At 41.6% G+C, this 25605-nt stretch carries 25 protein-coding genes; 13 read left to right on the forward strand and 12 right to left on the reverse strand.

Features of this window, described 5'->3' with window-relative positions:
• Nucleotides 1-2 precede the first annotated feature (2 nt).
• From trpS to thrS, 5 genes are read right to left on the reverse strand one after another with little or no spacing between them, the layout of a single operon-like run.
• Nucleotides 3-1040, reverse strand: a complete 1038-nt coding sequence (gene trpS, locus KJA58_RS04595) for a tryptophan--tRNA ligase (RefSeq protein ID WP_213358243.1) — start codon at nt 1038-1040, stop codon at nt 3-5.
• 7 nt (nt 1041-1047) lie between these two features.
• A complete protein-coding gene (locus KJA58_RS04600) occupies nt 1048-1605 on the reverse strand; it encodes a CT584 family type III secretion system tip protein (protein WP_213358244.1) in 558 nt (185 codons plus the stop codon).
• A gap of 9 nt (nt 1606-1614) precedes the next feature.
• Complete coding sequence (locus KJA58_RS04605; protein ID WP_213358245.1) at nt 1615-2382, reverse strand: CT583 family protein; 768 nt, start codon at nt 2380-2382, stop codon at nt 1615-1617.
• An 8-nt stretch (nt 2383-2390) separates the two neighbouring features.
• The gene (locus KJA58_RS04610; RefSeq protein ID WP_213358246.1) at nt 2391-3155 is read right to left on the reverse strand and encodes a ParA family protein; all 765 of its coding nucleotides are present in this window, start codon (nt 3153-3155) and stop codon (nt 2391-2393) included.
• Nucleotides 3156-3167: 12 nt separating this feature from the next.
• Nucleotides 3168-5081 (reverse strand): threonine--tRNA ligase, encoded by a 1914-nt coding sequence (gene thrS / locus KJA58_RS04615; RefSeq protein WP_213358247.1) that lies wholly within the window; start codon nt 5079-5081, stop codon nt 3168-3170.
• Between the two features lie 233 nt (nt 5082-5314).
• Between thrS and KJA58_RS04620 the strand changes: the two genes are divergently transcribed.
• A complete protein-coding gene (locus KJA58_RS04620) occupies nt 5315-6232 on the forward strand; it encodes a DMT family transporter (RefSeq protein ID WP_213358395.1) in 918 nt (305 codons plus the stop codon).
• 75 nt (nt 6233-6307) lie between these two features.
• Here KJA58_RS04620 and sctE read toward each other — a convergent pair whose 3' ends face one another.
• From sctE to KJA58_RS04640, 4 genes are read right to left on the reverse strand one after another with little or no spacing between them, the layout of a single operon-like run.
• Nucleotides 6308-7675, reverse strand: a complete 1368-nt coding sequence (sctE, locus tag KJA58_RS04625; RefSeq protein ID WP_213358248.1) for a type III secretion system translocon subunit SseC family protein — start codon at nt 7673-7675, stop codon at nt 6308-6310.
• A gap of 42 nt (nt 7676-7717) precedes the next feature.
• On the reverse strand, nt 7718-9151 hold the full coding sequence (locus tag KJA58_RS04630) for a secretion system protein (protein ID WP_213358249.1): 1434 nt from the start codon (nt 9149-9151) through the stop codon (nt 7718-7720).
• Between the two features lie 36 nt (nt 9152-9187).
• Entirely contained in the window at nt 9188-9538 is a 351-nt protein-coding gene (locus tag KJA58_RS04635; RefSeq protein ID WP_213358250.1) for a hypothetical protein, read from the reverse strand.
• A gap of 38 nt (nt 9539-9576) precedes the next feature.
• Nucleotides 9577-10272, reverse strand: coding sequence for a SycD/LcrH family type III secretion system chaperone (locus tag KJA58_RS04640; protein ID WP_213358251.1), 696 nt, complete (start codon nt 10270-10272; stop codon nt 9577-9579).
• Nucleotides 10273-10497: 225 nt separating this feature from the next.
• Here KJA58_RS04640 and mutL point away from each other — a divergent pair, with 225 nt between their 5' ends.
• From mutL to KJA58_RS04700, 12 genes are all read left to right on the forward strand, one after another.
• Nucleotides 10498-12324 carry a DNA mismatch repair endonuclease MutL gene (mutL, locus tag KJA58_RS04645; protein WP_213358252.1) on the forward strand — a complete coding sequence of 609 codons (1827 nt, stop codon included), beginning with the start codon at nt 10498-10500 and terminating at the stop codon, nt 12322-12324.
• A complete protein-coding gene (locus KJA58_RS04650; protein ID WP_213358253.1) occupies nt 12317-13396 on the forward strand; it encodes a M24 family metallopeptidase in 1080 nt (359 codons plus the stop codon). The genes mutL and KJA58_RS04650 overlap by 8 nt, the downstream gene beginning before the upstream one ends.
• A gap of 106 nt (nt 13397-13502) precedes the next feature.
• Nucleotides 13503-14840, forward strand: coding sequence for a hypothetical protein (locus KJA58_RS04655; protein ID WP_213358254.1), 1338 nt, complete (start codon nt 13503-13505; stop codon nt 14838-14840).
• On the forward strand, nt 14837-17161 hold the full coding sequence (locus KJA58_RS04660; protein ID WP_213358255.1) for a secretin N-terminal domain-containing protein: 2325 nt from the start codon (nt 14837-14839) through the stop codon (nt 17159-17161). The genes KJA58_RS04655 and KJA58_RS04660 overlap by 4 nt, the downstream gene beginning before the upstream one ends.
• On the forward strand, nt 17145-18692 hold the full coding sequence (locus KJA58_RS04665; RefSeq protein WP_246485730.1) for a GspE/PulE family protein: 1548 nt from the start codon (nt 17145-17147) through the stop codon (nt 18690-18692). The genes KJA58_RS04660 and KJA58_RS04665 overlap by 17 nt, the downstream gene beginning before the upstream one ends.
• 13 nt (nt 18693-18705) lie before the next feature.
• Nucleotides 18706-19881 carry a type II secretion system F family protein gene (locus tag KJA58_RS04670; protein WP_213358256.1) on the forward strand — a complete coding sequence of 392 codons (1176 nt, stop codon included), beginning with the start codon at nt 18706-18708 and terminating at the stop codon, nt 19879-19881.
• A gap of 11 nt (nt 19882-19892) precedes the next feature.
• Nucleotides 19893-20273: a type II secretion system protein gene (locus tag KJA58_RS04675; RefSeq protein WP_213358257.1), complete on the forward strand. Its 381-nt coding sequence runs from the start codon at nt 19893-19895 to the stop codon at nt 20271-20273.
• Nucleotides 20209-20736, forward strand: coding sequence for a type II secretion system protein (locus KJA58_RS04680; RefSeq protein WP_213358258.1), 528 nt, complete (start codon nt 20209-20211; stop codon nt 20734-20736). Before KJA58_RS04675 ends, KJA58_RS04680 begins: the two co-directional genes overlap by 65 nt.
• Nucleotides 20737-20785: 49 nt before the next feature.
• Nucleotides 20786-21178: a hypothetical protein gene (locus KJA58_RS04685; protein WP_213358259.1), complete on the forward strand. Its 393-nt coding sequence runs from the start codon at nt 20786-20788 to the stop codon at nt 21176-21178.
• A 33-nt stretch (nt 21179-21211) separates the two neighbouring features.
• Nucleotides 21212-21796, forward strand: coding sequence for a DUF1494 domain-containing protein (locus KJA58_RS04690; protein ID WP_213358260.1), 585 nt, complete (start codon nt 21212-21214; stop codon nt 21794-21796).
• Nucleotide 21797: 1 nt separating this feature from the next.
• Nucleotides 21798-22799: a hypothetical protein gene (locus KJA58_RS04695; RefSeq protein WP_213358261.1), complete on the forward strand. Its 1002-nt coding sequence runs from the start codon at nt 21798-21800 to the stop codon at nt 22797-22799.
• Between the two features lie 87 nt (nt 22800-22886).
• Nucleotides 22887-23381, forward strand: a complete 495-nt coding sequence (locus KJA58_RS04700) for a hypothetical protein (RefSeq protein WP_213358262.1) — start codon at nt 22887-22889, stop codon at nt 23379-23381.
• Nucleotides 23382-23501: 120 nt separating this feature from the next.
• Here the strand turns inward: KJA58_RS04700 and KJA58_RS04705 are convergent, their stop codons facing one another.
• Genes KJA58_RS04705 through sctR form a run of 3 tightly spaced genes read right to left on the reverse strand, consistent with a single transcriptional unit; the run spans nt 23502 to nt 25597 of the window.
• Nucleotides 23502-24371 carry an EscT/YscT/HrcT family type III secretion system export apparatus protein gene (locus KJA58_RS04705; protein WP_213358263.1) on the reverse strand — a complete coding sequence of 290 codons (870 nt, stop codon included), beginning with the start codon at nt 24369-24371 and terminating at the stop codon, nt 23502-23504.
• A 13-nt stretch (nt 24372-24384) separates the two neighbouring features.
• The gene (gene sctS / locus KJA58_RS04710; RefSeq protein ID WP_213358264.1) at nt 24385-24669 is read right to left on the reverse strand and encodes a type III secretion system export apparatus subunit SctS; all 285 of its coding nucleotides are present in this window, start codon (nt 24667-24669) and stop codon (nt 24385-24387) included.
• A gap of 10 nt (nt 24670-24679) precedes the next feature.
• Entirely contained in the window at nt 24680-25597 is a 918-nt protein-coding gene (gene sctR / locus KJA58_RS04715) for a type III secretion system export apparatus subunit SctR (protein WP_213358265.1), read from the reverse strand.
• Nucleotides 25598-25605 lie beyond the last annotated feature (8 nt).

The raw sequence follows: 25605 nt of genomic DNA on the forward strand, positions 1-25605 counted from the left end.
TTTTACCGATTGAGAAGTAGTTGATGCCAGTGTCTACTGAAGCCTATAGCTTCACGCACTTCACCCATTGTTTCTTTAGCTATTTTAGACATTATCTCCGTCCCTTTAGCAACGGCTTCCTTAATAAGGGCTGGATTGGCTAGCAGGGCCTCTCGCTTTTCTCTAAAAGGAGACAAAAACTTAATGATCTCTTCTGCTAGACGATCTTTTACTTCTACGTCCTTGATGCACCCTCTTCGATAGCGTTCTTTAAATTCACTAACTTCATCGGGGTTGGAGTTAAACAAATCATGATAGATGAATACAGGATTTCCCTCTACTCGACCAGGGGTATTTGCATGGATACGATTGGGGTCGGTGTACATGCTACGTACTTTTTTTCGTATAGCAGCATCATCGTCGCTCAAAAATATAGCGTTGTTAGCGGATTTACTCATCTTTCCTTGGCCGTCAGTCCCTATTAGAGAAGATAATTCCCCTTGTAAAACTTGAGGCTCAGGAAAAGTAGATCCGTATAGTCGATTGAACTTCCTTGCTATATCCCGAGTAAGCTCCACGTGAGATTCATTATCTTTACCGACAGGCACGACCTGAGCTTTAGCTAGTAAAATATCTGCGCTTTGTAGAACAGGGTACCCTACTAAACCGAAAGGGATGCTGGCTTCGTCTATAGAAGCATTAGCAGCCATTTCTTTAATGCTTGGAATCACTACCAAACGATTCAGTGATACCAGCATAGAGAGTAGTAACTGCAGCTCAAAAATTTCTGGGATAGCAGACTGTAGGTAGAGGACTGTTTTATCTGGATCTATACCGACAGCCAGCCAGTCGGCAACGACGTCATGAATATGCTGATCTATTAAAGCAAGCTCTTCCTTTCGATGTTTCGTTGTCAGGCAGTGTAAGTCTGCTATTAGCAAAAAACAAGAATAGCGGTCATCTTCTTGTAGAGCCAGGCGATTTTTTAATGATCCCACCCAGTGTCCAAGGTGAAGTTTTCCTGTAGGCCTGTCGCCTGTCAATACACGAATTTTTTTCATTTAAAAATTATTTGAGGCTTTTCGACAATTCTTCCAAGTAGTTTTTCAAAGACAACACATCTTCGCTGATCTCTGCGAGATTTTTTTCGCCGACAGGGTTCTTTTGAGCTTCCATGAGACGAGCAATAAAGTGACGAATAAGGTGACATGTATTCTGTACATCTGTCATGAGCAAAAACTCCTGACCGTCTACTCTAGCTAACCTATTCAAGAAGACGCATCGATCTTGCTGGGCGATCATATCAGAAGTGACAAAATTAATGAACTCTCCACGTTCATGAACGTCTTTAGCTACTCTGATGGGCATCATGAATTCACTAATGAGTGCGTGTGCTGCGGTTTGCTGCTTGGCTGGCAGTTCCTTAGTTAATTTCCCGTTGATGAGGAGCTCAAAGAAAAAGTTTGCCTTTTCTTGATCGTTTTCTGAACAGTTGAAAACAACGTTCTGAACTTCCCGAAATGTCGTATAGCCGACAGGGGTGGCGAAGATCCGCTTCAGATTCCCTTCAATAAGAAGAAAAACATTGTCTTCTAAAACAATTTGGTTTGCGGTCTTTTGTGCCATATCTATCTCCTAGTCGTCTGAAGTAAGCCCATTTGTAATTGTTTCGAGTTTTTTTAGCAATTTATTAAGCTTAGAGAATTTTTGTTTTGAAACTTTTTGAGGGGCTTCCTTTAATAGTGTAGAGGCTTTTTCCAGGTGCTTTATTGCTGCAGAAAGGAAGCATGCTCTTCGTTCGTCAGAATCCTCCAAAGGAAACTCTTTTCGAATCAGAGATAAGATTTGGTCTTTGGTTTCTCCACAATAGTTGCGGATAATTTCTTCCTTTTTCTCTTTTGAGCCGTTTCTAGACGCTAGCGTATAAAGTGCTTGCTTGGGCATTTTTTCAGCCTCCCTTTTTAATGGGTCCGGAAGGGAGGTATAAAGTTCGTAGTAGACCAAGAAGTTGTAGGGAGTTTGTCTGTTCCCGTAGGTGAACAGCAGCCAAGCAGAAAAGGCCCCTTCGCGGTATTTTTTCAGAATTTCGCGAGCCTTGCTGATGCGTTCTCCATGTAATAAAATAGCCTGTCTGTGAATTTCCTTAATTTCTGCTGATAAGGAGATCAATTTAGGCAGGTCTAGGGCTTCTTCGGCGCTATCTTGTGTTAAAGAGTATTTTTGAAGAATTTGTCGTAAATGGTCATGATCCTCTTGAGAGGGCTGCTTAGTTTGAAAAATTCCAGAAAAAGGTGATAGCTCTCCCTCTATGCGCTTGTGAACAAGGTCGCGCATCTTTTGGGAGCCCTGATCGTTGGGCTTTTTCTTAAACCTGTTCTCTAGAATAGTCTTTAATTTTGTCATGGTAGTCGCTAGTCCTTCAGAAGAGCTAATAATTCATCAGTTAGTTCTAGGTAATCAGCGGAGGCTCTTCCTGTAGGAGCTGTTACAAATACTGGCTTTCCTCGTATAGCAGCTTCGGATACCGTAATGTCTCTGCGTACTTTTGCATTTAGAAGCTTTCCAGGGAAAGTTTTCTGAATCAACTGAGTGAACGCTTCATTATTTTTCCCTCTGTGATTCCAAAAAGAGAGGGCGACTCCTAGTACCGACAGGGGATGTCGGGAGGCGATACCGCTAATAAAGTCTGCTAGTCTTTCCAGGCCTTTCACGCTATAAAATTCAGGGGTAGCGCATATGAGAGCGTAATTAGCAGCAATTAAAGCAGACTCTGTTAGCCAACAAAGGGAAGGTGGAGTATCAATAATGACATAATCATAAGAAGATTCTAACTTAAGCAGGACATGCTTAAGTCTTTCATGAGAGTATCTATCCGCAGCCAAATTTCCAGAAACCTCTATGCGTTCTAGCCAAGTGTCGGCAGGGATTAGATCCATGTTCGAGTCTTCTATAGGTCTGATGACTTCTGAGACGTCTTTTTCTCCCTGTAGGACAACGGCTAAACTGTCATGACAGTCTGGGTCAAGCCCTAAACCTGCTGTGAGATTTGCTTGAGCATCAAAATCTATAAGTAATACACGAGCTTTGTGGTAAGCAGCTAAGGCTGCTCCCAAGTGTAAAGCTGTTGATGTCTTCGCTGTTCCGCCTTTAAAGCTATTTACGGCGATAGTTTTCATAGATCTCCTTGTCTAGATCAAAGCATGAAGGCTTCTGTTATCTTTCTCTAGGCTAACGATAGAAATGAATTCTTCAAGATTTTTTTCTCCAACGACACGGTTGTCTCTGGTTCGAATAGACACTGTTTGATTTTCACATTCCTTATCCCCAAGTGTCAGCATATAGTTAACTTGCATATTTTGTGCGTTACGAATCTTTTTGCTTACAGATTCGTTGGAGTCATCTAAGGAGGCAATGATGTTTTGTTGTTGTAGTTTTTGTAATACCATCCTGCCAAAGTCTGCATGTCTATCTGCGACGGTAACAACACGTACTTGCTCAGGGCTCAACCAAAGAGGGAAGCGACCTTTAAAATGTTCTATAAGTATTCCAAAGAACCTCTCGATAGAGCCAAACAAAGCTCTGTGAAGCATGATGGGAATCTGTTTCTTGCCTTCAGCGTCCGTATACGTCAAATCGAAGCGCTCAGGAAGGAACATATCAAGTTGAATAGTTCCACATTGCCATGTACGCCCGATAGCATCTTTGACATGGATATCTATTTTTGGACCGTAAAAAGCGCCTTCCCCAGGGCTGATTTTAAACTCTTTGCCGCTAGTTTCAAGAGCTCGATTTAGAGCTTGTGTAGCTAGATCCCAAAGTTCATCGCTGCCTATAGTGCTTTTTTCTGGTTTAGTTGACAGTTCTAAGTGGTAGTCTAGTCCAAAGGTTCCGTATAATTTTTCTAATAGCTTTAGAATGGCTTGTGTTTCGCTCTCAACTTGTTCTGGGGTTAAGAATATGTGAGCATCGTCTTGATGAAAGCTTCGCACGCGCATTAGTCCAGATAGGGCGCCAGAAGCCTCTTGACGATGGACATGGCCTATTTCGGCTACACGCAAAGGGAATTCTCTGTAGCTGTGTAAGGAGGTCTTGTAGTACAGCATACACCCTGGACAGTTCATGGGTTTGATGGCAAAATCATCCTCATCGATGGAGAGGGTATACATATTTTCAGCGTAATTCTCCCAGTGTCCAGAAATCTCCCAGAGTTTTCTATTCAGTAGTTGAGGTGTTTTTATCTGTTGGTATCCAGCTTCCTTATGAAGATCTTTCCAGAATTGAATCAGAGCGTCCCACACGATCATCCCTCTGGGATGGAAGAAGGGCATCCCGGGAGAAAATTCTTGCTGAGAAAACAGATCTAGGCGAGATCCTAGGACTCTATGATCTCGTTTTTTAGCTTCTTCCAAAAATTGTAGGTGAGAGCGCAGTTCTTTTGTTGTAGGGAAGGAAATGCCGTATACGCGCACTAATGAAGTTTTTGAAGAGTCTCCACGCCAGTAAGCTGCGGAAGTCTTTAAAAGTTTAAAAGCTTTGATGACGCGAGTAGAAGGGAGGTGAGGGCCTCTACAAAGGTCGAAAAACTCTCCTTGACGGTACCCTGTAATTGAAGATTCCTCTGGAAGTTCAGAGATAAGCTCTTGTTTAAAGGGATTGTTAGGAAAGGCTTGTAGAGCTTCTTCTTTGGTTTGGAAGACCTCTCTTTTTATGGGAAGAGCTTCGGCCACAATTTCTGCCATAACAGCTTCTATTTTTGGAAAATCTAGTTCACTTATAGAAACGTTTGCGAAATCGTAATAAAAGCCTTGTTCTATCACGGGACCAATCGTAGGCTGAGCGTGAGGCCATAGTCTGAGAACGGCTTGAGCTAAAAGGTGGGCTGAAGAATGAAGAAATATTTCCCGCCCTTCAGGGTCACTGAGAAGTATGAAGCGGACATTGTCGTTGGGAGCTAAAGTTGTAGAAAGGTCTTTTAGCACCCCATTGACAGACACTCCCACAATTTGGGAGAGGTCTGAAGGAAGAACGGTTTTTGCAAAGTCTGCAGCTGTCGCATTTTCTGCCAAGTGATAAATTTGCTCTTTGTGAAGAACCGTTGTCATAACAAACACCCGCTATCTTAAAAACATAAAACTTAAACGGAAGCTATTCTCTTTAAAGCGGGGAGTCATTGTAAAGAAGAAAATTTCAAAATAAAAGTACTAAGACAAGGAGTAAGGTTTTTGATTTTGTTTTATATTTTTTTGTTTAATTTTTAGAAAGAGCTTCTTTCCTGTCCTAAAAACCATTTTTTCGATAAAATGGCTGTTTTTTTTTGATTTTAGAGACTTCTTCTGTGGGTGTTGTCGCGATATTTTTTACTTTGTTTGTCTGGTCTTCGTCTTTCGCCCTTTCTAAAGTGGCACTAGAGGCTTCGGCGCCTCTCTTCGCTACAGGCAGTAGAATGTTGGTGGCAGGCTTGGTGTTGAGCTTGTACACCTTCCTAAAATCGCCTTTTAAAATACGGAGCTCCTTGCGGACTTGGGTAGGAGTTCTAACTTTGTCTTTTACAGGTTTTTACCTGGCTAACGTGTTTGAGTTCTTGGGGCTTCAGCATATAAGTGCTGCTAAAGCCAGTTTTATTTACGGATTGTCTCCGTTTTTAGCCGCGCTATTTTCTTATCTCCAGTTGAAGGAGAAGATAACTCCTAAAAAAATTCTTGGTCTTGCTCTAGGTATTGCCGGCTATATAACTTACTTGATTTTTGGCGGAGAGGGAACATACAACGCCCTCTTTGGAGACTTTCGGTTGGGAACTCCAGAGCTATTTTTACTGTCTGCAACTTGTGTGTCCTCTTTCGGATGGACTTTGATGCGAAAAATAGAGAAAAGATCTCCTGAGATCCCAGTTGCAGGGCTTAACGCCATTTGTATGGTTTTTGCCGGAATTTTATCTTTAGTACACTCCTACTTTTCGGAGAATTGGACGCCTCTGCCTGTCTCGGATGCTTCTTCTTTAGTTAAGTCTTTAATCTCATTGATAATTTTATCAAATTTTCTTTGTTATAATCTTTATGGTCGATTGCTTAGAAAATATTCTTCGACTTTCTTATCTTTCTGTGGCTTAGTCATGCCTATTTTTTCAGGGTTTTATGGATTTATTCTTTTGGGGGAAAAGATATCTTTGGGATTGTTTTTGGCAGTATGTATGACTTTAGTTGGGTGCCGCATGGTTTATAGCGAGGAATTCAGGCAAGGATACCTGGCTTCTTGAGACTGTAAAGCGGATTTACAGAAAATAAAAAGGCTCCGATTTTTCGAAGCCTTTGCTGCACAAAATATTTTAAAGTTAGTTGAAAATAGCACTAGTAGTTTGAGTCTGAGAATCGGCGATGCTTTGTAATGTTTGTAAGGCGCTGGTAAAAGACTCGCTCGCCTTGTCTGCAAGACTACCGGCTTGTGAGGCGTATTTGTCTTGAACGGAGGCGTATTGTTGCAGCATTGCAGATTCAGCTTCCGCCATTCCCGCTGCCTTTTGATGGAAAGCCACTTGTGTTTGGTAAACATAACCAGCAATCCCATCCACACCGGCGGTCACAACGTGAATCATTTGAGATGCCTGAGCAGCTTTCATAAAAGCTTCTCCAGCCATTTTGGCCGCTCTTCCTCCTTGAGTTTTTGCTACATTCATTCCACGAACAAATTTATCTTTCCACCCTGGATTATTAAGAGCTTCACTAAAAGCAGAACTTCCTTTTGAAGTTGCTGAAGCTGCAGCTTTGGATGTGGAGGCCGCTACGTCATCTAGAGCTCCTACAGCAGCTTTTGATGCAGCAGACCCGGCAGCCGTAGCTCCTTTTGTTGCAGACCCGACGGCTTTACCCGCGTTTTCAACGGTTTTCATTGCAGCAGAAGACAAGGAGGTTGAAGTAGCTTTCATGGCAGAGGAGGAGGCTGTAGAAGCTGCTGTTGAGGCTCCTTTCGCTGAGGCAGTCTCAGATTTAAACGCTGCACTTTTTAAACCTCCTAGTTTACTAGAAACAGACATAATCCCAATACCTGCTGATAGAGCAAAACCAGCAATATTTGTGATACCAGAAATCAATGACTGTGTAGCCTGAGCTTGTGTGGCCGCAGCCTGGTGGGCAGCCTGTGTTCGAATAGCATCTCCAATTTGTGGAGCCATAGCAACTTGGTTTTGAATGGCTTGGTTTTGTTGTTGGAAGCTTGACTGCCAAGATTTTGCACTAGCTTGCGCCAGCATGGTCATAATGAGGCCTAAAAGAGCTAAAGTCCCCATGCCTTTTTTGATTTGAACGCCGTCGACAGCAGTATTTTCGGGCATAGGAAGCTTTGGTAGTTCATAATTATTTTGTCCGGGCCCTTTTGGTGCTTTTACAGCTTGAGCTGTTGCTGTTTTAGAGGCGCTGGAAACAGAACTGCTTCCGGAAGCTGTTTCTCCAGCCTTCTCATTTTTTGAGCTTTTTTTAGTTTGCGTGGTTCCTTCTTGCTTGCTGGCTTTCCCGGTTTCTGTGGAGCTGCTGATCAAATCTTCAAATCCTGCTGCGGCTTCAGTGTCTCCAGCTCCTGAATTTCCTGCAGTTTTTTTTGCATCGCCGCTTTTGGCCGCTCCTGTTGCCTGATTGTTTTGAGCTAACTGGGCTTGTAAAGCTGGATCAAAATTATTTCCACTGCTTCCACTGATTCCAGATGTCATAATAAAATCTCCCGAAGAAAATAATGGGTTTCTTATCTATTTTTACACAGCACCTGCTAAGCCCTGGCTTATAGCTGCAAAGGCTTTAGTAATACTGGCTGCTAATTTTGTTGCTTGTTCACTCATCTCATTGGCGTCGCCCGTTTGTTTGGAGGCTATTTTGCTTGCTTGTTGCCAGAATTGAGTGAACATCGCGATCATTTCAGACTGGGCAGAAAGTTTTCCTGTTTCTTTCTGCATCTTGGCTAACTCTTCTTGCATCTTGGAAAGTTCTACACTTCCAACCCCTTGTATTAGAGAGGGAACGGCTGTAGCAATGCCTATTCCTGCTGTAACCCAGTGATTGCCCAAAGTATTCATTACCTTGGAAAGGTTGGGGTATGATTTGGATATAACGTTTTTCCCTTGGCTAAAAATCTTTCCGACGTTTTTAGCCAAAGTTTTGACTCCTGTTTTGATCGCAGCTTTAAGACCTTGTTGGACCATAGCTTTGACCCCCTGTTGTATGGCTGTTTTTACAGCCTGAACAACAGCGGTTTTTACCGCTTGCATGACAGCCTGAGTAGCTACTTGAGTAGCAACAGATGTTGCTACAGAGGTTCCTGCAGCAGCTCCAGCAGTAGCTCCTGCCGCGGCTGCTGAGGCACCAATAGCTCCCGCTGAAGCCAGCAAACCTGCTCCACAAGTAGCTAAAGCCACGACGACAGAGATAACTGTGATGGCTATAGTAACTCCCATCATTACCTTGTTGACGGTGTCAAGGTTTTTCATGCCTTTCGTTTTGCTCTCTATTTCCTTCATTTTTTGGAATTCAGCACGCTCGGAATCGATTTTTACAGCTTGTTTTTCAAGCCCTATTTTACTCATGGTAGAAGCCATGCTTTGAGTTTCTTGGAAATTAGATAGAGCCTCTCGAGTGGTTTCTCCAAGAGCTGTTATGGATTTAGCCAAAGCTAATCCGATTTCCATGACGTCCTGTCTTGGAGTAATGTTTGGTTTGGGTAAAGATGGAGTATCGACGCCTTTAGTAGACATTTCCCCAGAAATGGCTTGGTTGACTATATCCTGGATTTCCTGCAATTGCATGGCCGAAACTTCTGACAAGGAAGAAACTGAGGAGGTAGCCAAAGTTTGGCTAGCTTCTTTTATCTGTGATACACTGCCTGAAGCACTAGCTGCGGAAGCCGCAGCAGCAGCATCCACACTTTTGGCTGCTTTGCCTGAAACGGCTTCTGTAGTTTCCGTGCTTTCAAATAATTTTGCTGCAGAAGTTTTTACACCATCGTCCTTCTGCTTGCCAGAAACTGCAGCGTCACTTTCCATTTGAGTGTCGTTACCACTTCGTGTGTGCGTGACCTGCTTATTTTCTTTTCCATTTTTGTCTGCATCGGGGACTCCCTGTGGAGTTGATGCCAACACTTGTTGGATAATGGAATTATTATTGTTATCGGCTCCTGATGATGAAGAAAGACTCATGGTGTTCCTAAAAAATTGTGAGTTGCCTTTTGTTTATTAGATCTCTTTTTGCAAGGAGCTGGAGAGTTTTTTGATTTCGGACAAAACACTATTCAATTGTTTAGAAAAGTTTTCGCTGGCATCTGGTTGATCAAATAGATCTTCTGCTAACTCTTCCACGGGGAGAGAAGACAAGCTTCTTGTGAGAGTGGTCATTAGTTTGTTCAACTCTTTCTCAGAGTTTTCTAGAGTGATGGATTGAAGTGCGGGCAGCTCGCTGTAGATAGAAGATACTATAGCTTCTAACTGTTGAGGGTAGAGATCCTTTTTTACAGCAGTTTTTTTGGTGTTTTTAGAAGCTTTTTTTACAGAATTTTTTTTGGTTTTATTGGCTTTGCTTTTCCCCATGGTAATGCTTCCTGTCTGTGTTTAGGTTAAAAATTCTCTTAAGCAGATTTTTTAGATTTCTTGCCTTTGGCGCCCTTTCCTTTTGAGGGAGAAGTTTTTGCTTTTCCTTTAGGTTCTTCTTTTCCAAGCATTTTGCTGAGAGAGTCTTTCATGATGTAGCAACGTTCTTTCAGAATTTTGAACTCTGGCTTATCTCCGCAGATATCCATGGTTATCTCTAAGAAATTATTAGATTCTTCTGGCATATCAGCTTTCATCAAACTATCAGCAATATAGTAGGGAGGGATAGGGTTATCTGGCTGGGAATCAAATGCTAAGAAAAATCCAAAAGCAGCTTCGTTATACATTTTCAGTTGGTGATAGCAAGAGCTGAGTCCAAGAGTGTATTTGTAGCAGGCTGGTTTAGAAGCTGTGAGTAATTGGAACAGCCCTACGGCTTCCATGTATTTCCCTTGGGAGTAGAAGCTGTAGGCGATAGTATAAATTTCTTCCAGGAGGAAATCAGACAGTCCCAAGATGTCTTGAAGGGTGCGACCTTCTCCAACGCCCTGTAGGATGTTCATTAGTGCTTGTTTCGTCTCATCTTCTGTGGGTAGAGGCTGATTTTGTCTTAGCTCTTCTGCATTAATTTTCTTTTGTGCAGCAATTTCTGCGAGTCGGCTTCGTTGTTTTTTGTTAAAGGATGCAGAAGGTTTGTTTGCGGACTTGGAACTTTTAGATGCACGTTCTTTCATGGATTAATTCCTAGAATAAAAAATTTTTTAATTTTCAAAATAATTATAAAACTAATTTTTAAGCCAAAACAATATGTTATTAAAAATTGTTTTTAATAAACTATAATCCCTTGTTTTAAAGGGGTTTATTAGTGTTTATAAATCTTTACAGGTTTCATCCTTGACAAGCTCTTCAGCTTGCTTTAATGTGCCCGCCTTTATTTTGATTGGATAGAAAGTTGCAGCATGAGAGAAATTCGCTTACTGGACCCAGTCACCATCAATCGTATTGCCGCAGGAGAAGTAATAGAAAATGCTTCTTCCGTGGTTAAAGAGTTGGTAGAAAACTCGTTAGATTCTGGCGCAGATTCTATTACTATAGAAACCTTAGCCGGTGGTCAGGGATCTGTAGTCATTCGAGACAACGGGTGTGGGATGACTGAAGAAGAAATTTTGTTGGCCTTAGAGCGTCACGCAACTTCCAAGATCTCCGCTTTTGAAGATTTATATGCGCTCAACAGTTTAGGATTCCGAGGGGAAGCTTTACCTTCTATAGCTTCGGTGTCTCGTATGGAAATATTATCTTCTACCAACGGCAGAGAAGCTTCCAGAGTTTTTATAGATGGAGGAGATATCGGAGGAACGGAGCTGGGAGTTCGTTCTAAGGGAACTACTATTTCTGTTTCTTCTTTATTCTATAACGTTCCCGCAAGAAAGAAATTCCAAAAGCATCCCAACGCAGATAAAATAAAGATTCGTCGTCTGTTGGAAGGAATGGTTCTAGCTTTTGATAATGTCGCTTGGAGTTGGGTAAGTGAAGGACAAGAAGACTTCAGCGTTTCCAAGAGCATGAGTTTCGAAGAAAGAGTGGCTTTTGTTATGGGGGAAGCCTTTTTTGATTCAGCGCTCCCCATACACTCAAAAGATCCTAGCGGGCAGATGGAAGTCCATGGTTTTTTAGGAGCCTCAGATTACCATAGACCTTCTAGACAAGGGCAGAAGATCTTTTTAAATGGACGCATAGTAGAACTTCCCTTTGTTGGCTTTCGAGTAGAAGAGGCTTGTGGAACGATTTTCCCTGTGCGTAGATATCCCGTGTTTGTTTTGAAGCTAACTTTGCCGCCCGATTGGTGTGATGTAAATGTGCATCCTCAGAAAGCGGTTGTCAGGATTCGAGAGGAACAGAAGTTGGGTCCGTTTATCTATTCGGCCATTTCTTCTGCTTTAGCCTCTTCTGTTGGGAGAAAGGTTGTGCAGGTTTCTTCTGACATTGGTTGCGGCCCGTCTTTTGATTCGCAGGATTCATCTAAGATAGCATTTCCAGATAAGGATCGGTTTTATTTCTCCGGGAGTAGCCACAAAAAAGTGGGGGTTTTAGATAGTTTTGAGCAAATAAAGAACCAGTTGCCAAAGAAGGCCGGACCTCTAATAGGAGCGTTTTCTGAAGGAAAAATCAAAATTCAGGGGATAGAACAAAGTATACGTGAAGAAGAAAATAAACAAGAGGACATAAGTTTTGGTTCGAAAGAAGTAAGACCCTTAACATGGGTGGGAGAGTATCTTTTTGCAGAGGACGCGGAAGGGTTGCACATGGTGCACATCCCTTCCGCCAACAAATTTCTCTTGTTCTATTCTGTGGTGGAAAAGACTTCTCAGGCAGTGAATGTGCAAAAATTGTTATGTCCAATTATTCTAGAAGTTACTGCGGAAGAAGGCAGTATTTTGATGGAGTATCAAGAGCTGTTTGCTTCTATAGGGTTTGATTTGCGCCCTGTAGGGAAGACTTCGTTCGCAATAGAATCTGCGCCAACGTCTATTTGTGAGGAAGAAATTTCTCTATGGATATTTTCTGCTCTTTCTACTCTTCAAACAGGAAAAGGAGATTCTCCGGATTATTTCTTGCAAAAGCTTTTCACAAAGCCTTTGCCAAAAAAGTCTTCTAAAATCTTTTCAGAAGAAAGGTTGCGGTTGTTTTGGTCTTTGGGGAGACCGGAAAAAGGATTTGACGGGACCCTAATTCGTAGATTAGTCTTGGAAGTCGATCTTAGTAAATGGTTTAGGGTTTATGGGTGATAATGTTCGGATCCAGGCTGCTAGAAGGTTATTAGAGCAGTTGGGCGTGGATGCTGTATTGATAGATAAGCAAGTAGATTTAGAATACCTTACTTACGATAACGTTTCTTCGGGGAAGTTACTGATTTCTCAGGGGTCAGCGACTCTTTATGTAGCCTTGATAGATAAAGATATGTATCCTTCGGTCCCTGGAGTGGAGGTGGTTGTTTGCGCCCCTAAGTATATGCGGGCATTTGCAGACAAAATTCGAGGGAAATATGCCAGATTAGGGTTTGATGGGGCGGAAACTTCTTATCGATCTTTCCATGACCTGTCTTCTTTGGACTGTGAGCTTGTCCCGCTTTCTTTTTTTTCTGAACAGCTTAGAGCTGTCAAAGATAGAGAGGAAATAGAGGTTATGCGGGAAGCCGCTTCTCTTGGGTCTCGAGGATGGGATTACGTCCTGTCCCTTTTGAGGGAAGGTGTTTCTGAAAAAGATTTGGCTCATGCCTTACATATCTTCTGGGTTAAGGAAAAGGCTGAGGGCTTTTCTTTCGATCCGATTATAGCTTTTGGGGCCAATGCAGCTCTTCCTCATGCTAAGCCTTCCGATAGGAAGTTGGCTAAAGGGGATATTATCATAGTTGATATTGGCGTTAAGTGGAGAGGTTATTGTTCTGACATGACGCGTACAGTAGCTTTTGGCGAGCCTTTAGAAGAGCTTTCTGTAGCTTATTCTGCTGTGGCTGAGGCGCAGGAGGCGGGGATTTCTGCCTGCAGGGAAGGAGCTTTATGTGGAGATGTTCACAATGAGGTGGTGAGTATACTTGAGAGTCGAGGGTTAAAAGAATTTTTTATTCACGGAACAGGACACGGGGTAGGAAGAGAAGTGCACGAGTACCCCTATCTGTCAGTGGCTAATGCAACGTCTTTTGTGCCTCTCCAGCCAGGGATGATTGTCACTGTGGAGCCTGGACTATATTTTCCTGGAAAAGGAGGTATTCGGCTGGAAGACTCTATTTTGATAACCAAGGATGGTGCTGTTAGTATAACAAACAGAGCTGTTTCTAAGGAGATTCCTATATTAAATTAATAATTTAGACGTTAATTTATTAGTCTTTTGTTTTTTTTGTTCGCGATTTGATATTTAATTCCTCTTAACTTATTCTTTTTGTTTCGTTTAGAGAGCTTTTGAGCCCATGTATCGACTTTTTCATGTAAGCTACGGGACCGTATTGATAACAGCTGTGCTTTCTCTTGCTGTATTGCTCCCTTCTCATACGAAGATGACGGGGGATATTTGTGCTCAATTGTTAAAAAGAGAGGAATCCTCGACTCAAAGTCTACGCCCCTTAAAAAAGGAACTTTTTAGGGAGATTTTCAATGCCGAAGGAGTGCTATCTTTAGCAGCCCTTGAGTTAGCAGAGAAAATGCCAGATCTCAAGCGGGAGTTCGTTTCCATATCCTATAATGGACGCCCAGATGCGGGAAGCTGTAGATACCAGGTAAAACTTTCTTCGGGAGAGGTGCGGGCAGTGAGCCCCGGAGAGAAAATTTTCTTACGAGCAAAGCGGGAGGGAAAGGCTTTTTCTTATCATTTCTCCGATGCCCCGGGAAGTTTATGGGTGCAGTGTGCTCCGGCACTTCATGGTAGCAGCGTAGAAGTTCAAGTGTTTTTTCTAGACTCCGCAGGAAAAAGAGTGACAACGCCGTCTGATAGGATGAAGTTTTCCTTGCCAACAACGGGGGACTCCACAGGAATAGCTTGGGAAATTAATGGAGATCGAGTGGATGCCAGCTTTGGCGTTAAGCAGCAGATGCGTAGGCTCGGGAAAGACTTGTTTTTAGTTGTTCATGGAGGAGCAGAGTATGCTGTTCCTGCTGCTAAAGAGCGTTTTGATTTTCGAGCATCAAAGGGGGAACGTTACTCTCAGTATCTGGCTCAGGGAGATTGGTTGTTTTGGGATGGAGATAAGTGGGTTCCCCGAGGACTCTTTATGGGAGATTCTACAAAAGCGCCTCTACTAGAAGTAAAGAGGTTAGAGGAGAAGACTGCCGTTTTCGATATTTGGAATGTCGGAGGAACGGTTAAACAGTCCATCACGCTGCTGAGATATCAAACCTCCGCTATGGAGGTTTCAGAGGCTATCAGGGAACTTTCTTTTGTAGGGATGAAATCTTGGTCTACAGCGATAGTTGTTTTTCAAGACGACGTAGCAACACGTACGGTTGTACGCCCAGATGATTGGTTTATTCGTAGGGAATGTGGCTGGGTGAAGCTTTCTTCTCCGGAAGATGTAGAGGAGTATGTTGTTGGAGGCTTAGAGGGGCCCTTGCTTGTAGTAGAAGGTATTGTAAAAGAAGATGCTGGGTTCGTGCTTAAAGGGCATCTTTTCAATTCCAATAGAACCGTTTTAGAGAATATAGCTATCCCTATGAAAAGAGAATCTCTTCCTTCTGAAGAATATTCAAGGGGGGCGTCATTGCAAGTGAAAGACACGGTCTCTGTAGAAAAATCTGGAGAAAATGAGCGATGAAAAAACGAAAGAGTTTATGTTTTGCCGTGGTCGCTGCAATGCTTTTTTCCCAAGAGAATGGCTTAGAAGGACTTACTATTGCAGAGAAAAAGAGTTCTTTTCAAAGGAAGGAAAGCGTTTCTTCTGATAGGGCTATCAAGAGTGGAGTAAATTCCTTCAACAAGGAAATTAAAGATCTCAATCAAGCTCTGGCTTTGTTATATGCAAATGTTTGGGAACAAAAAAGACTTGGGGCTTCAGAAGATTCTTTGCTGCATTTTGTAGACGAAATAGCTGAAGTTAAGAGCAGGATACAAACTCTTCAAGCTTTGTGGGTAGAAGAAATGAGAGATTTGGAAGGGGATGGCGAAGGGTATGTCCTTTGGCATCAACCAGATGCTTCTGTCTACAATTTAGTGGCGGATTATGGCGGTGAAGGGAAGATCTATCTTATTCCAAAGGATATCGGGTGTATCAAAGTTTCCGCCTTGTCCAGTCTTAGCGTTCCCAAAGAATGCTCAGAGGAATCTTTGGAGCTGGTGCTCAACAGATTAGGAGTAGGTATTCGAGACGTCTCCCCTTTTATTCGAGAGTTGTATCGAATGCAGGATACAGCATTAGCCTCTGTTGCCGGATTGTTCTTTAGTCGCGTGGAGCTAGAATCTCTTCCTACGCAGGCGTATGTAGGCTTCGCTGTTGTTTCTAATAACCCTGATGTGAAAATAGATTCGGAAATTCTTAGCAAATTTTCTAATCCAGAAACTACTCGCATAGAGATTATTGGAGGGCGGCCGTTTATTTTTGGAACGGCAGGGGAAGTTCTGGAACTTCTCAAAATTTATGATTTCATAGCTTCTGACTGCATACAACAAGAAGTCAAATTAATTTCTTTGTCAAAATTGGAAGCAGATGAAATGGTAACCATTTTGAAAGCTGCTTTCAGAGAAGATTTTTCCAAAGATAGTTCGGAAGGAAGTGCGTCTAAACTAAGCGTGGTGCCGCTACAGTATCGAGCAAAGACGCTTTTTCTGAGTGGAAACGCCGGGTTAGTACACAGAGCTACGAAATTGATCAAAGAATTAGAAGACGAAATTGAAAGTCCCTCAGATAAGACGGTCTTTTGGTATAATGTCAAACATTCAGACCCTGAGGAGCTTGCTGCGCTGTTGTCTAGGGTCTACGATGTTTTCAAAGATAAAGAATCTAGTGTAGTCTTTACAGGCGATGAGAAGACTGTGGCTTCTTTGCCTGTAGCAAGAGAAATTCGCGTAGATCCTTTGTCCGCGTCTTCTAAGCAGAAAAATTCTCAGTCTAGAGGGACTCTTTCAGGAAACTTTATCGTGGATGATAAGACTGGAACTCTAATCATGGTCGTGGAAAAAGAAGCCTTGCCACAAATCAAAATGCTTTTGAAAAAGCTCGATGTTCCGAAAAAAATGATTCGCATAGAAGTGCTTCTTTTCGAAAGAAAGCTTTCCAGACAGCATACTGCAGGCTTGAACCTTCTCAGATTGGGAGAAGAAATAGGAAAGAAAAGTTTATCAACGAATATTAGTTTTGATAGATCCAAGGGAATTTTGGAGTTTTTAATAGGAGGGAAAACTTCTTCACCTCTTTTACCTGGATATGATTTGGCTTATCAATTTCTGATGGCTCAGGAAGATGTACGCATAAACGCAAGCCCTTCGGTCATTACTATGAATCAAACACCAGCAACTATCGCTGTTGTTGAAGAGATGTCAATAGCTGTGGCGGCGGATAATAATACATCTCAATATAACAGAGCTCAGTATGGGGTGATGATTAAGATTTTACCTACAGTTAATATAGGGGATATAGAAAGTGACAATGGGAAACATTATATTACCCTAGAAACAGATATCACCTTTGATACTACAGGTAAAAATCACAATGATCGTCCTGATGTAACTAGGCGACATGTTACTAATAGAGTTCGAATTGCTGATGGCGAGACAGTGATTATAGGGGGCCTCCACTGCAAGCACAGTTCTGATTCTAGGGAAGGGATCCCTTTCTTAGGAGATATTCCGGGTATAGGAAAGTTATTTGGGGTGAATGCGTCTACAGAAAACAACACAGAAATGTTTGTTTTTATAACGCCCAAAATTTTAGATGTCGCTTCCAATGAGGAGGAAAATCTTGCGCAGATACAAACTTTAGCCTGTAGACCAGGGGAATGTGATGAATATCGTATTGCGCTAAAGAGTGCAGAGAGGGCGGCAGAACAGAATGCGAAAAGAAATGCTGAAAAACCTCTGGAAGATTCCCTAGATCTAGTCGCTGTGTCAGGCGAGGGTTCAGAGTATGATGGAAGATACTAGTAATAGTGCCCGAGCCTTGTCAACAGAGACAGGAGAGGGTTTGGTTTCTTCTTCTTTGCTGGAAAAGGTCCCTTATCTTTTCCTCAAGAAGCACCTATTATTGATTTTAGAAGAAACTGAGACGGGAGTCCGCGTTGCGACTAGTGATCCCTCAAATTATTCTGCAATAGATCAGTTAAAACTTTTGATAGGAAAACCTATTGTTGTTCAGAAGTCTACCGAAGAGTTTATATTAAAAGGTCTTAGGGAGTTGTACAAGCCCAAGGATGAAGGGGATTCTAAATTTCTTTCTCAAATGGCCCAGACAAAAGTAGAGCACACTGAAAACATAGAGGATCTGCTAGATAAAAAAGGAGAAGATGTCCCCGTCATTAGATTTTTAAATCTAATCTTTAAAGAAGCCATAGAACAAAGAGCCTCGGATATTCATTTTGAACCTACTGATAAAGGAGTCTTAATTCGCTATCGGATAGATGGAATGTTGTATGAAAGACATACTTCTTCAATGGAGTTTAAGGCATCTTTAGTTACCCGCATCAAAGTGCTAGCTAAACTGGATATTGCAGAGAGAAGGCTCCCCCAAGACGGTAGAATAAAGCTCCATATTGGCGGGCGAGAAATTGATATGAGAGTGAGTACCGTTCCCGTTATTAATGGAGAGCGAGTTGTTCTTAGAGTTTTAGATAAGCAAAGTGTCGTGTTGGATGTTGATGCTTTGGGGATGCCCTCAATGGTGAGAGAAAGTTTCAAAGACGTTATTTCTTACCCTGAGGGAATTATTTTGGTTACCGGACCTACGGGAAGTGGAAAAACTACAACGCTATATAGCATCTTGAAACATCTGTCCAGTGGTTTTACCAATATCATGACGATAGAGGACCCTCCCGAGTATAAGTTACCAAATATTTCTCAAATAGCCGTCAAGCCTAAGATTGGTCTCACCTTTTCTCAAGGTTTAAGGCATTTGCTCAGACAGGATCCCGATGTTTTAATGGTGGGTGAAATTCGAGACGCTGAAACGGCAGAAATAGCTATTCAGGCTGCTTTAACAGGGCATTTGGTTGTGAGTACTTTGCACACTAATGACGCCGTGTCGGCTATCCCGCGTTTAGTAGATATGGGTATAGAACCTTACCTACTCTCGGCTACGGTGATAGGTGTTGTGGCTCAAAGGTTGGTACGTCGTATTTGTCCTCACTGCAAAGCGTCTTGCCCTATGGATGAGGTTGCTCGGTCATTCCTGGAGCAGCAGGGAGCAAAAAGCAAAAAGAAATTTTCGACTTTATCCTATGGGCAAGGTTGTGAACTCTGCTTCGGTGTAGGATACAAGCACCGGCATGGAATATATGAATTGTTACGTCCTGATGCGACATTTCGTTCTGAAGTTGCTGCGCGAAGCCCCTACCATGTGTTGAAAGCAACAGCAGAGAAAGGTGGCTTTCGTTCCTTAGTGCATCATGGAGTGGAGTTAGTGCTTTCTGGAGAAACCACAGTAGATGAAGTATTAAGAGTTACTAAAAAATATGATTGAGGGGGAAGAGTAAATGCCTCGGTACGTGTACACCTTCCTCAATAACGAAGAGAAAACAAAGAAAAGTTTTATAGAGGCCTCTTCTCTTAAGGAGGCTAAAGAATATTTGTATCGGCAAGGGCTGATGGTGCTCTCCGTGAAAGAAAAGCGGAGCTGGTTTAAACAATCGCCCAAAGCTCAAGACGTGATAACTTTTTCTCAACAGCTAGCACTTTTGTTAAAATCAGGTCTCCCTCTCTACGAAAGTTTAATTTCTTTAGAAGATCGGTATCAAGGGCAGCCTTTAGGACGTGTTGTGACAACTTTCGCTCGCAGAATTAGAGAAGGCGCTCCTTTATCTGAAGCCATGGAAGAGTTCCCTGAGGTGTTTGATGATTTTTACAGAGGGAATATTGTTGCTGGAGAGGTTGCCGGAGGGTTGGATGAAGTATTAACTCGGTTGGTGATGGTTTTAGAGAGGAGAGCCAAGTTTAAAGGCAGTATAGTTTCAGCTTTAGCTTATCCCTTGACCTTAATGATTTTTTCTTTCGGGGTGATAATTTTTTTCCTTTTAGGAGTCGTTCCTTCTCTGAAAGAGGTATTGGAAAATACTGAGAAAAATACTCTAACGTCATGCGTTTTTGGTTTTAGTGATTTTTGTTGTAAGTATAAAGGATTGTTAGGGATGGGAGGGCTTTCTTTAGTAGGTGTTTTTCTTTGGCTGAGAAGGCGGGTTTCTTTTGCTGTCTATGTCGAAAGGATTGTTATGAGAATCCCTTTCTTGAGGAAAGTGTGTGTTAAAAGTCTTTTAGGAGAGTTTTTCCTTCTTGTCAGCTCTGTATTGAAGGGCGGGAGCTCTTTGATCAAAGGCTTAGAAGTTGGACGGCAAGCAATAGCTTTTCGTTGCATCCGTGAGGATATAAAGGAAGTTACCGAAGCTATTGTTTCCGGAGGAACATTGAGTACAGCTTTACAGTCTAAGGGCTGGGTCCCTAAGCTCGTAATACAAATGACCGCTTTGGGTGAAGAGACAGGAGAGCTTCCAGAATTACTTGCCTGTCTTGGAAATATGTATGTCGATGATACACAGAAAACATTGAACATGTTAGCTACGTGGTGTCAACCAGTGATTCTCGTCTGTTTAGGGGGAGTAATAGGGTTTATTATGTTGGCAATATTGTTACCACTTACAAGTAACGTTAATATTTAAGGAGAACAATTGTGCGAAAACAGAAACGAATCAAAAGATCGATCACTCTAATAGAGCTGATGGTGGTTGTTAGTCTAATAGGAATTATTGGGGGAGCCTTGGCTTTCAATATGAAAGGCAGTATCAATAAGGGAAAGTTGTTTCAAACAGAGCAAAACTGTGCCAAAGTTTATGACATTTTGATGATGGAATATGCGTTAAGTTCTGATAGCTTAGAAGATATTGTTCGTAATAAGCAGCAGATAGTCAAAGAATCTGCAATAGGTAAAGATTCTAGCAAGCTACTAAAAGATGCTTGGGGGGAAGAACTTGTTGTTAGGGTTTGCAATGATGGAGAGGATCTTGAGGTCTATTCTAAAAAAGCTAGAACGCTTTCCAAAGCTCAGCGTTAAACGCAGAGGATTTTCTTTAATAGAAGTTCTCGTTGTTATGGGGATGTTGATTCCCTTGGCGTTTTCCTTGGTGCTTGTTGGTCCTATAGCTAAAGGGCGCAATGAGCAGAAAAGGTTGTGTAGAGAAGCTGTGAAATTGCAAGAATTCCTTCAATGGGTGGAGCGGTGCTCTGTGTATCATGGGATAGATGCTGAAGTGCGTTGCCTTCCCCAGGAAAGAGGAGGATATTTATGTAGGGTTTATCTTCAACGCTCCTTGCCCGACAGGGTCTGGGCTTTATTCCCAAAAACATTGGAATTAAACGCGGTTCAAGAAATGTCTTTTTCAGGAAATAGGCATCCAAAAACTGTAGTTTTTGAATTCGATGGTGTGTTGGGATGTCGCCCTTCAGGAATAGTATGGTTGCGTAATAATAAGTGTAGCCAAAAGTTGCATCTTTTTAATGGGGGGAGACATGTCTAGACCGTTTAAAAAAAGGTCCCATAGGTCCTTTTTTCTTACAGAAATTATAATGTCGTTCTCCCTACTGATATGTACAATGATCCCTTGTTTGCGTTTCTACAAACAGATGGAGAGAACCTTAGAAAAAAAACTGTTGGAGATGCAGCTTCCTTCTTTAGTTGACACAGCTTTTTTTCTTATTCAGCAGGATTTACAAGAGGCCCTCTTGGCCGGAGATGTTTGCTCGGATCCTGTCAGTAAGAGCTGTGAGGAAAACCTTTATTTATATAATTCCTCTGGGAAAAAATTTGTTATTCCCTACCGATATACAACAGAGATTCGTAAATCCACAACAGGTTCTTCGGGAGGAGCAAAATTATTTGCTGTGGATGTCGTTTTAGATATCCCGAAACCTTTTAACGAACAAGTAGAGGCTCAAAGGCTTCTATGCGTCATATATTGAGAGTAAAGGAAAAGAGTTCTTAGGAGGCTTGAGGTGGGGGGGAATCCCAGAAGAAAAAGTAAACGATCTTTTTTGTTGACGGAAGTCGTTGTTTGTCTTTCTCTTATGTCGATACTTTTGGGGAGTATAGGTTTTTGGCAATTGCTGATTGCTAAGAAACATGAGAGACACAAAGAGCTTTATAGAGTGTTTGGTGATGAAAGTTTAGCATACAAGCGCTTGCGAGCCGTCTTTGGCTCTATTACTGAAGACTTTTCCTTGTGCTCGGAAGGGGACTCTGTATGCTCGTTCGTTTTTGACAGAGGTGTCTACAAAATTCCTGCCCTTTCGGGCAATGTACGAGGACGTCTCGTTTATGATAAGGAAGAGAGAGTCTTATCTTTGATAATTCAATCTCAAAGTAGTCTGGATCTTGAGGAAGAAAGTCGACTGCTTGACAATGTGGAAGCTTTTGTTTTGACTCCGATATTTGATTCTAGCCTTTTACAAAAAGGATCTTCTGGAAGCAAAGAAGGCTCTTCAGAAATGCCTTCGTTTATAAAGATAAATGTTTCTCGAGGAGCAACCAAATATACTGCCGCACGAGAGCTAGCTTTCACTATGGTTTCTGGTAGATAACATGAACGCATATTTATTAACTTTATTGTGTTTGACGTCATTGATTGTAGTAACAACTAAAGACGCGGTTATTTCTAGAAATCAAATTATTTTGTTACGATCATCCGACTATTTAGAAGATATTCATTCTACAGCACGGTCAGCCTTGGCGGAAGCCAAATACAGCGATTATAGCAAAACGGTTTCTGTGCCCTCTATCGGACGTAAAAAGGAGAGTATAGATACATCAAAGCAGCCCTCGTCAAAATCTAAAAAAGAGCGGAAGTATTCACTTCGAGTACCGTTCACTAGACCCCCTAATAATTCGAGACTTAATTTATATGCTTTGTTGGAGGAAACGACAGAACAACGAGAAAATCTTCTTTCATGGTACTCGATTTTTCTTCGTTTTCTAAATAATGCCTACGTAAAAACCGGTGTATTGAACCCAGGAGATGAAAAATTTTTAGTGGAAGCTCTTCTAGAACATAAAGAAAAAATCTTGCAAGAAGCCGAAGAGGGAGTACCAGACATCATTGCTACGTTGGAATTTGGAGACCCTACTTTGCAGAGATGCTGGTATCAGATGCTTAAGGGTACAGATCAAGTTCCGTCAATATTAAATTATGTTAATTACTCATCTAAGAAAAGTACCGCCTACAAGCTAAATTTATTATTTATGGATCCACTGTTGCTGGAGGCCATTATAGATCATTCTGAGGCGTTTGATAGACTAGATGCTTTGAGATCTCAAGTTTGGGTCGCTGTTAAACAGCAGGAGATAGCTATAAAAGAGCGAGGCCGAGAAGCTTTGTTAGAGGGCTTTCGTAATCGAACCGATTTCCGGATAGAGCTGAAAGAAAAAACGGAGAGCTTGCTTAGAGGTTATTATTTGATTGATCTTTTAGACAAAAAGATTTTTGATTACACCTTAGGTTCCCAGGGAGATTTTTTATTTTTGGTAGATTCTGAGACGGGATGGGTTACTCGATGTCGTTGTTCTTCAACAAGTAAAAAAAGGTAGTGGATTTATACTTTACTTATTAAAAAATTTTGTTACTCTTTGCTAAAAGTATAATATAAGTGTTTGTTTTAATTTTTAGGAGCTTGTATGGCTGATAAAGCTCATAATGCCCCCAATGATTCAGAGGATAACAGCAAAGAGAAGAAAAGCTTATCTTCTAAGATAGGTTTTTCCAAGCAAGACGTGTCCTCATTGCAACGTTCCGTTGTCGGACATATCAAAGAAATTATTGGGGGAGTGTTAATTTTTTCTGGGATCGTCTCCACATTTTTCTCTAGTATAAGCAGTCTTTTGGTTGCCGGTGGATTCATTGTCAGCTTCTATCCTGAATTACGAAAGATTTTAAACAGCTTACCCCAGCATTATGCAGATAACGGGCCAATCAAGAACATAGTCTTGTGTGGATTGTTGCTGTTCTTTGGTATAAAGATGACAGGGTTCACACTTTCATTCATCCTCATTTGTGCCATTATAGCTTTCGTTGCCAAGGATGCAGAAAATGATTCTGGACATTTAGAAGAAGAGAAAAATTCTGGTACAGAAGAAAAAACAAAAACTAATTCCACTTCAAATAAAAAGTAACTTTTACTTCACTTTTTCCAGAAGGGCGTCCCAAGGACGCCCTTTTTGCGTCTTTGTTTCTTAATTTATTAGAATTTTTGTAAAACAGTTTTGTTCTATGAGAGAGTTTTTAGCTACTTATTAGAGAGTAGCTGCAGGGCCGCCAAAAATCATTACTGGAATCTTTTTAAACCAGGCTAAGGTAAACAGATCTATTTGTTTCACGATAAACCACCAGGAAATACAGAGAAAGAGCATTCCCATAAAAGCCTTGAGCGCTGAGAGTAGGTATATTACTTGTACTTGAGGAGCCATCCGGTTGATAATTCCTAAGAAGAGATCTGACATTAACATGGCTAGCGTGGACGGAGCACTAAGTTGAATGGTCATAATCAGGCATAGCTGTGCCATTTTGATCAAAGTAACCCATAAGGGCGAATCAGGCATGAGAATGTCTTTGGGCAAGAACTGCTCTAAGGGTAGCACCTGTAGAGAGTGCAGCAAAAGGTCTATCACTATTCGATATCCACCTACCAACCAGAAAGTAATGGTTACTATGTAGTGGTAAAGGATCCCTTGGGGAGAGGTTTGTTCTATGGATATTAAAGAGGTAGCGCCTTCCAGGCCTTGAATACCTTGCTGGTTGGAAACAAATGAACCAGCAGACTGTGCTGCGTAGAATGGAAAAGATAAGATTAAAGCCATAACACTGCCAAGGAAAACTTCCTTGACGAGTAGCACGTAAAAGATAGAATTTTCAAATAGATCTACGCGACCAGCTTCAGCCAACGATTTAGGAAAAATTAACGCCAACCAGGATATGGCTATACCTATTTTTATTGGGGAAGGAAAAAGTTTGCCGCCAAGGAAGGGAACGATTCCAAAGATAGGAAGTAGTCTGGCTAGTAGAAGAAGGAAAACACACCATACTTGTTGCGCGGGAAATTGAAAAATATAATCGAGATATTCAGACTTCAGGGCTAAAGCTAGGTCTGATAACGTCATGCTCATAGCAGCTTCTTCACTATTTCCATTTGTAGAAATTTTGGAAAATCTGGAAAGCGAATCGATAAATAACGGTTCCTAACCATCCTCCGGAAATCATGAGGGTTCCAAAGATGACAACGAGTTTAATTGCAAAAGCAAAGGTTTGTTCTTGAATTTGTGTTGCAGCTTGAAAGATAGCCACCATAATTCCAACAATAGAAGCCAGGATAATCGGAGGGGCGGAAACAATGAGGATGAGCAATAATGCTTGGTAGGAATATTCAAACAAAACCGCTTTGAAACTTGTTGCCAGCAACATCATGACAAAACCCTTATTTAAAACTAATCATGAGTCCTTGTAATAGTAATGTCCACCCATCTACCATGACAATGAGGAGTAATTTCAACGGTAGAGATATTGATAAGGGGGAAAGCATCATCATTTGCATAGCTACTAGCACGTTTGCTGTCACTAGATCTATGACAAAGAAAGGCAGATAAATTAATACACCAATTTCAAAAGCATTACGGATTTGTCCCATAATGAAAGCCGGAATGACAATAACAAAATCGTGCATAGAAAGTTTAGAGCGAATTTCTTCAGGGAAAGTCTTTTGTGAAATTTTGTAAAAGCTTTGAATCTGAGATTTAGGAGTATTGCGTACTAAAAATGAACGCAAGGGTTCTTTAGATTTATTAAGGACGACAAAAACTGTTTCTGCTCCTTCAGCAGTGAAAAGGTTCCTCGAGATAGTTTGAGAATCAATCTCCTTGCGGGCACTTTCGTACATAGCTACCCCTGTAGGAAACATCACATATATGGATAAGATAAGAGCTATTCCGTTCAATACCTGGCTGGGAGGCGTTTGTTGTACTCCTAAAGCATTTCGCAGTAGCACGAGGGTGATAATGATTTTAAGATAAGAAGTCAGCAGCATTACTAAAAAAGGTGACAGAGCTAAGAAGACTAAAATTACTGCTTGAGTTGTTAGGTCTGGGTAAGTATCTGAGAAGCTTCCTTCAGAAAGCCCTTCTCTAGGAAGAACATCTTGGGCAACAACTTGTTGTCTAAAAGCTGGACATGTCTGTACTTTTTTTTCTTCCACAGGTTGCGGCGGCACAGGAAGAGGTGCTGGTGTGCATGAATAATTCTCAGAGCAAGACCTAGAGCAAGAAGAAGTATTAGCTCCTGCGGCAGAGGGTAGTCCAAAAATTAAAACGGTAAGAAGAAAACGAAACAATCTATGCATTGAACTTT

It is taken from the genome of Chlamydiifrater phoenicopteri (assembly GCF_902807005.1).
Classification (GTDB): Bacteria; Chlamydiota; Chlamydiia; order Chlamydiales; family Chlamydiaceae; genus Chlamydiifrater; species Chlamydiifrater phoenicopteri.

Coding starts and splice junctions, on each gene's coding strand:
- trpS (WP_213358243.1), bottom strand. CDS start 1,040: ATGAAAAAAATTCGTGTATTGACAGGCGACAGGCCTACAGGAAAACTT.
- KJA58_RS04600 (WP_213358244.1), bottom strand. CDS start 1,605: ATGGCACAAAAGACCGCAAACCAAATTGTTTTAGAAGACAATGTTTTT.
- KJA58_RS04605 (WP_213358245.1), bottom strand. CDS start 2,382: ATGACAAAATTAAAGACTATTCTAGAGAACAGGTTTAAGAAAAAGCCC.
- KJA58_RS04610 (WP_213358246.1), bottom strand. CDS start 3,155: ATGAAAACTATCGCCGTAAATAGCTTTAAAGGCGGAACAGCGAAGACA.
- thrS (WP_213358247.1), bottom strand. CDS start 5,081: ATGACAACGGTTCTTCACAAAGAGCAAATTTATCACTTGGCAGAAAAT.
- sctE (WP_213358248.1), bottom strand. CDS start 7,675: ATGACATCTGGAATCAGTGGAAGCAGTGGAAATAATTTTGATCCAGCT.
- KJA58_RS04630 (WP_213358249.1), bottom strand. CDS start 9,151: ATGAGTCTTTCTTCATCATCAGGAGCCGATAACAATAATAATTCCATT.
- KJA58_RS04635 (WP_213358250.1), bottom strand. CDS start 9,538: ATGGGGAAAAGCAAAGCCAATAAAACCAAAAAAAATTCTGTAAAAAAA.
- KJA58_RS04640 (WP_213358251.1), bottom strand. CDS start 10,272: ATGAAAGAACGTGCATCTAAAAGTTCCAAGTCCGCAAACAAACCTTCT.
- mutL (WP_213358252.1), top strand. CDS start 10,498: ATGAGAGAAATTCGCTTACTGGACCCAGTCACCATCAATCGTATTGCC.
- KJA58_RS04650 (WP_213358253.1), top strand. CDS start 12,317: ATGGGTGATAATGTTCGGATCCAGGCTGCTAGAAGGTTATTAGAGCAG.
- KJA58_RS04655 (WP_213358254.1), top strand. CDS start 13,503: ATGTATCGACTTTTTCATGTAAGCTACGGGACCGTATTGATAACAGCT.
- KJA58_RS04660 (WP_213358255.1), top strand. CDS start 14,837: ATGAAAAAACGAAAGAGTTTATGTTTTGCCGTGGTCGCTGCAATGCTT.
- KJA58_RS04665 (WP_246485730.1), top strand. CDS start 17,145: ATGATGGAAGATACTAGTAATAGTGCCCGAGCCTTGTCAACAGAGACA.
- KJA58_RS04670 (WP_213358256.1), top strand. CDS start 18,706: ATGCCTCGGTACGTGTACACCTTCCTCAATAACGAAGAGAAAACAAAG.
- KJA58_RS04680 (WP_213358258.1), top strand. CDS start 20,209: ATGATGGAGAGGATCTTGAGGTCTATTCTAAAAAAGCTAGAACGCTTT.
- KJA58_RS04685 (WP_213358259.1), top strand. CDS start 20,786: ATGTCGTTCTCCCTACTGATATGTACAATGATCCCTTGTTTGCGTTTC.
- KJA58_RS04695 (WP_213358261.1), top strand. CDS start 21,798: ATGAACGCATATTTATTAACTTTATTGTGTTTGACGTCATTGATTGTA.
- KJA58_RS04700 (WP_213358262.1), top strand. CDS start 22,887: ATGGCTGATAAAGCTCATAATGCCCCCAATGATTCAGAGGATAACAGC.
- KJA58_RS04705 (WP_213358263.1), bottom strand. CDS start 24,371: ATGAGCATGACGTTATCAGACCTAGCTTTAGCCCTGAAGTCTGAATAT.
- sctS (WP_213358264.1), bottom strand. CDS start 24,669: ATGATGTTGCTGGCAACAAGTTTCAAAGCGGTTTTGTTTGAATATTCC.
- sctR (WP_213358265.1), bottom strand. CDS start 25,597: ATGCATAGATTGTTTCGTTTTCTTCTTACCGTTTTAATTTTTGGACTA.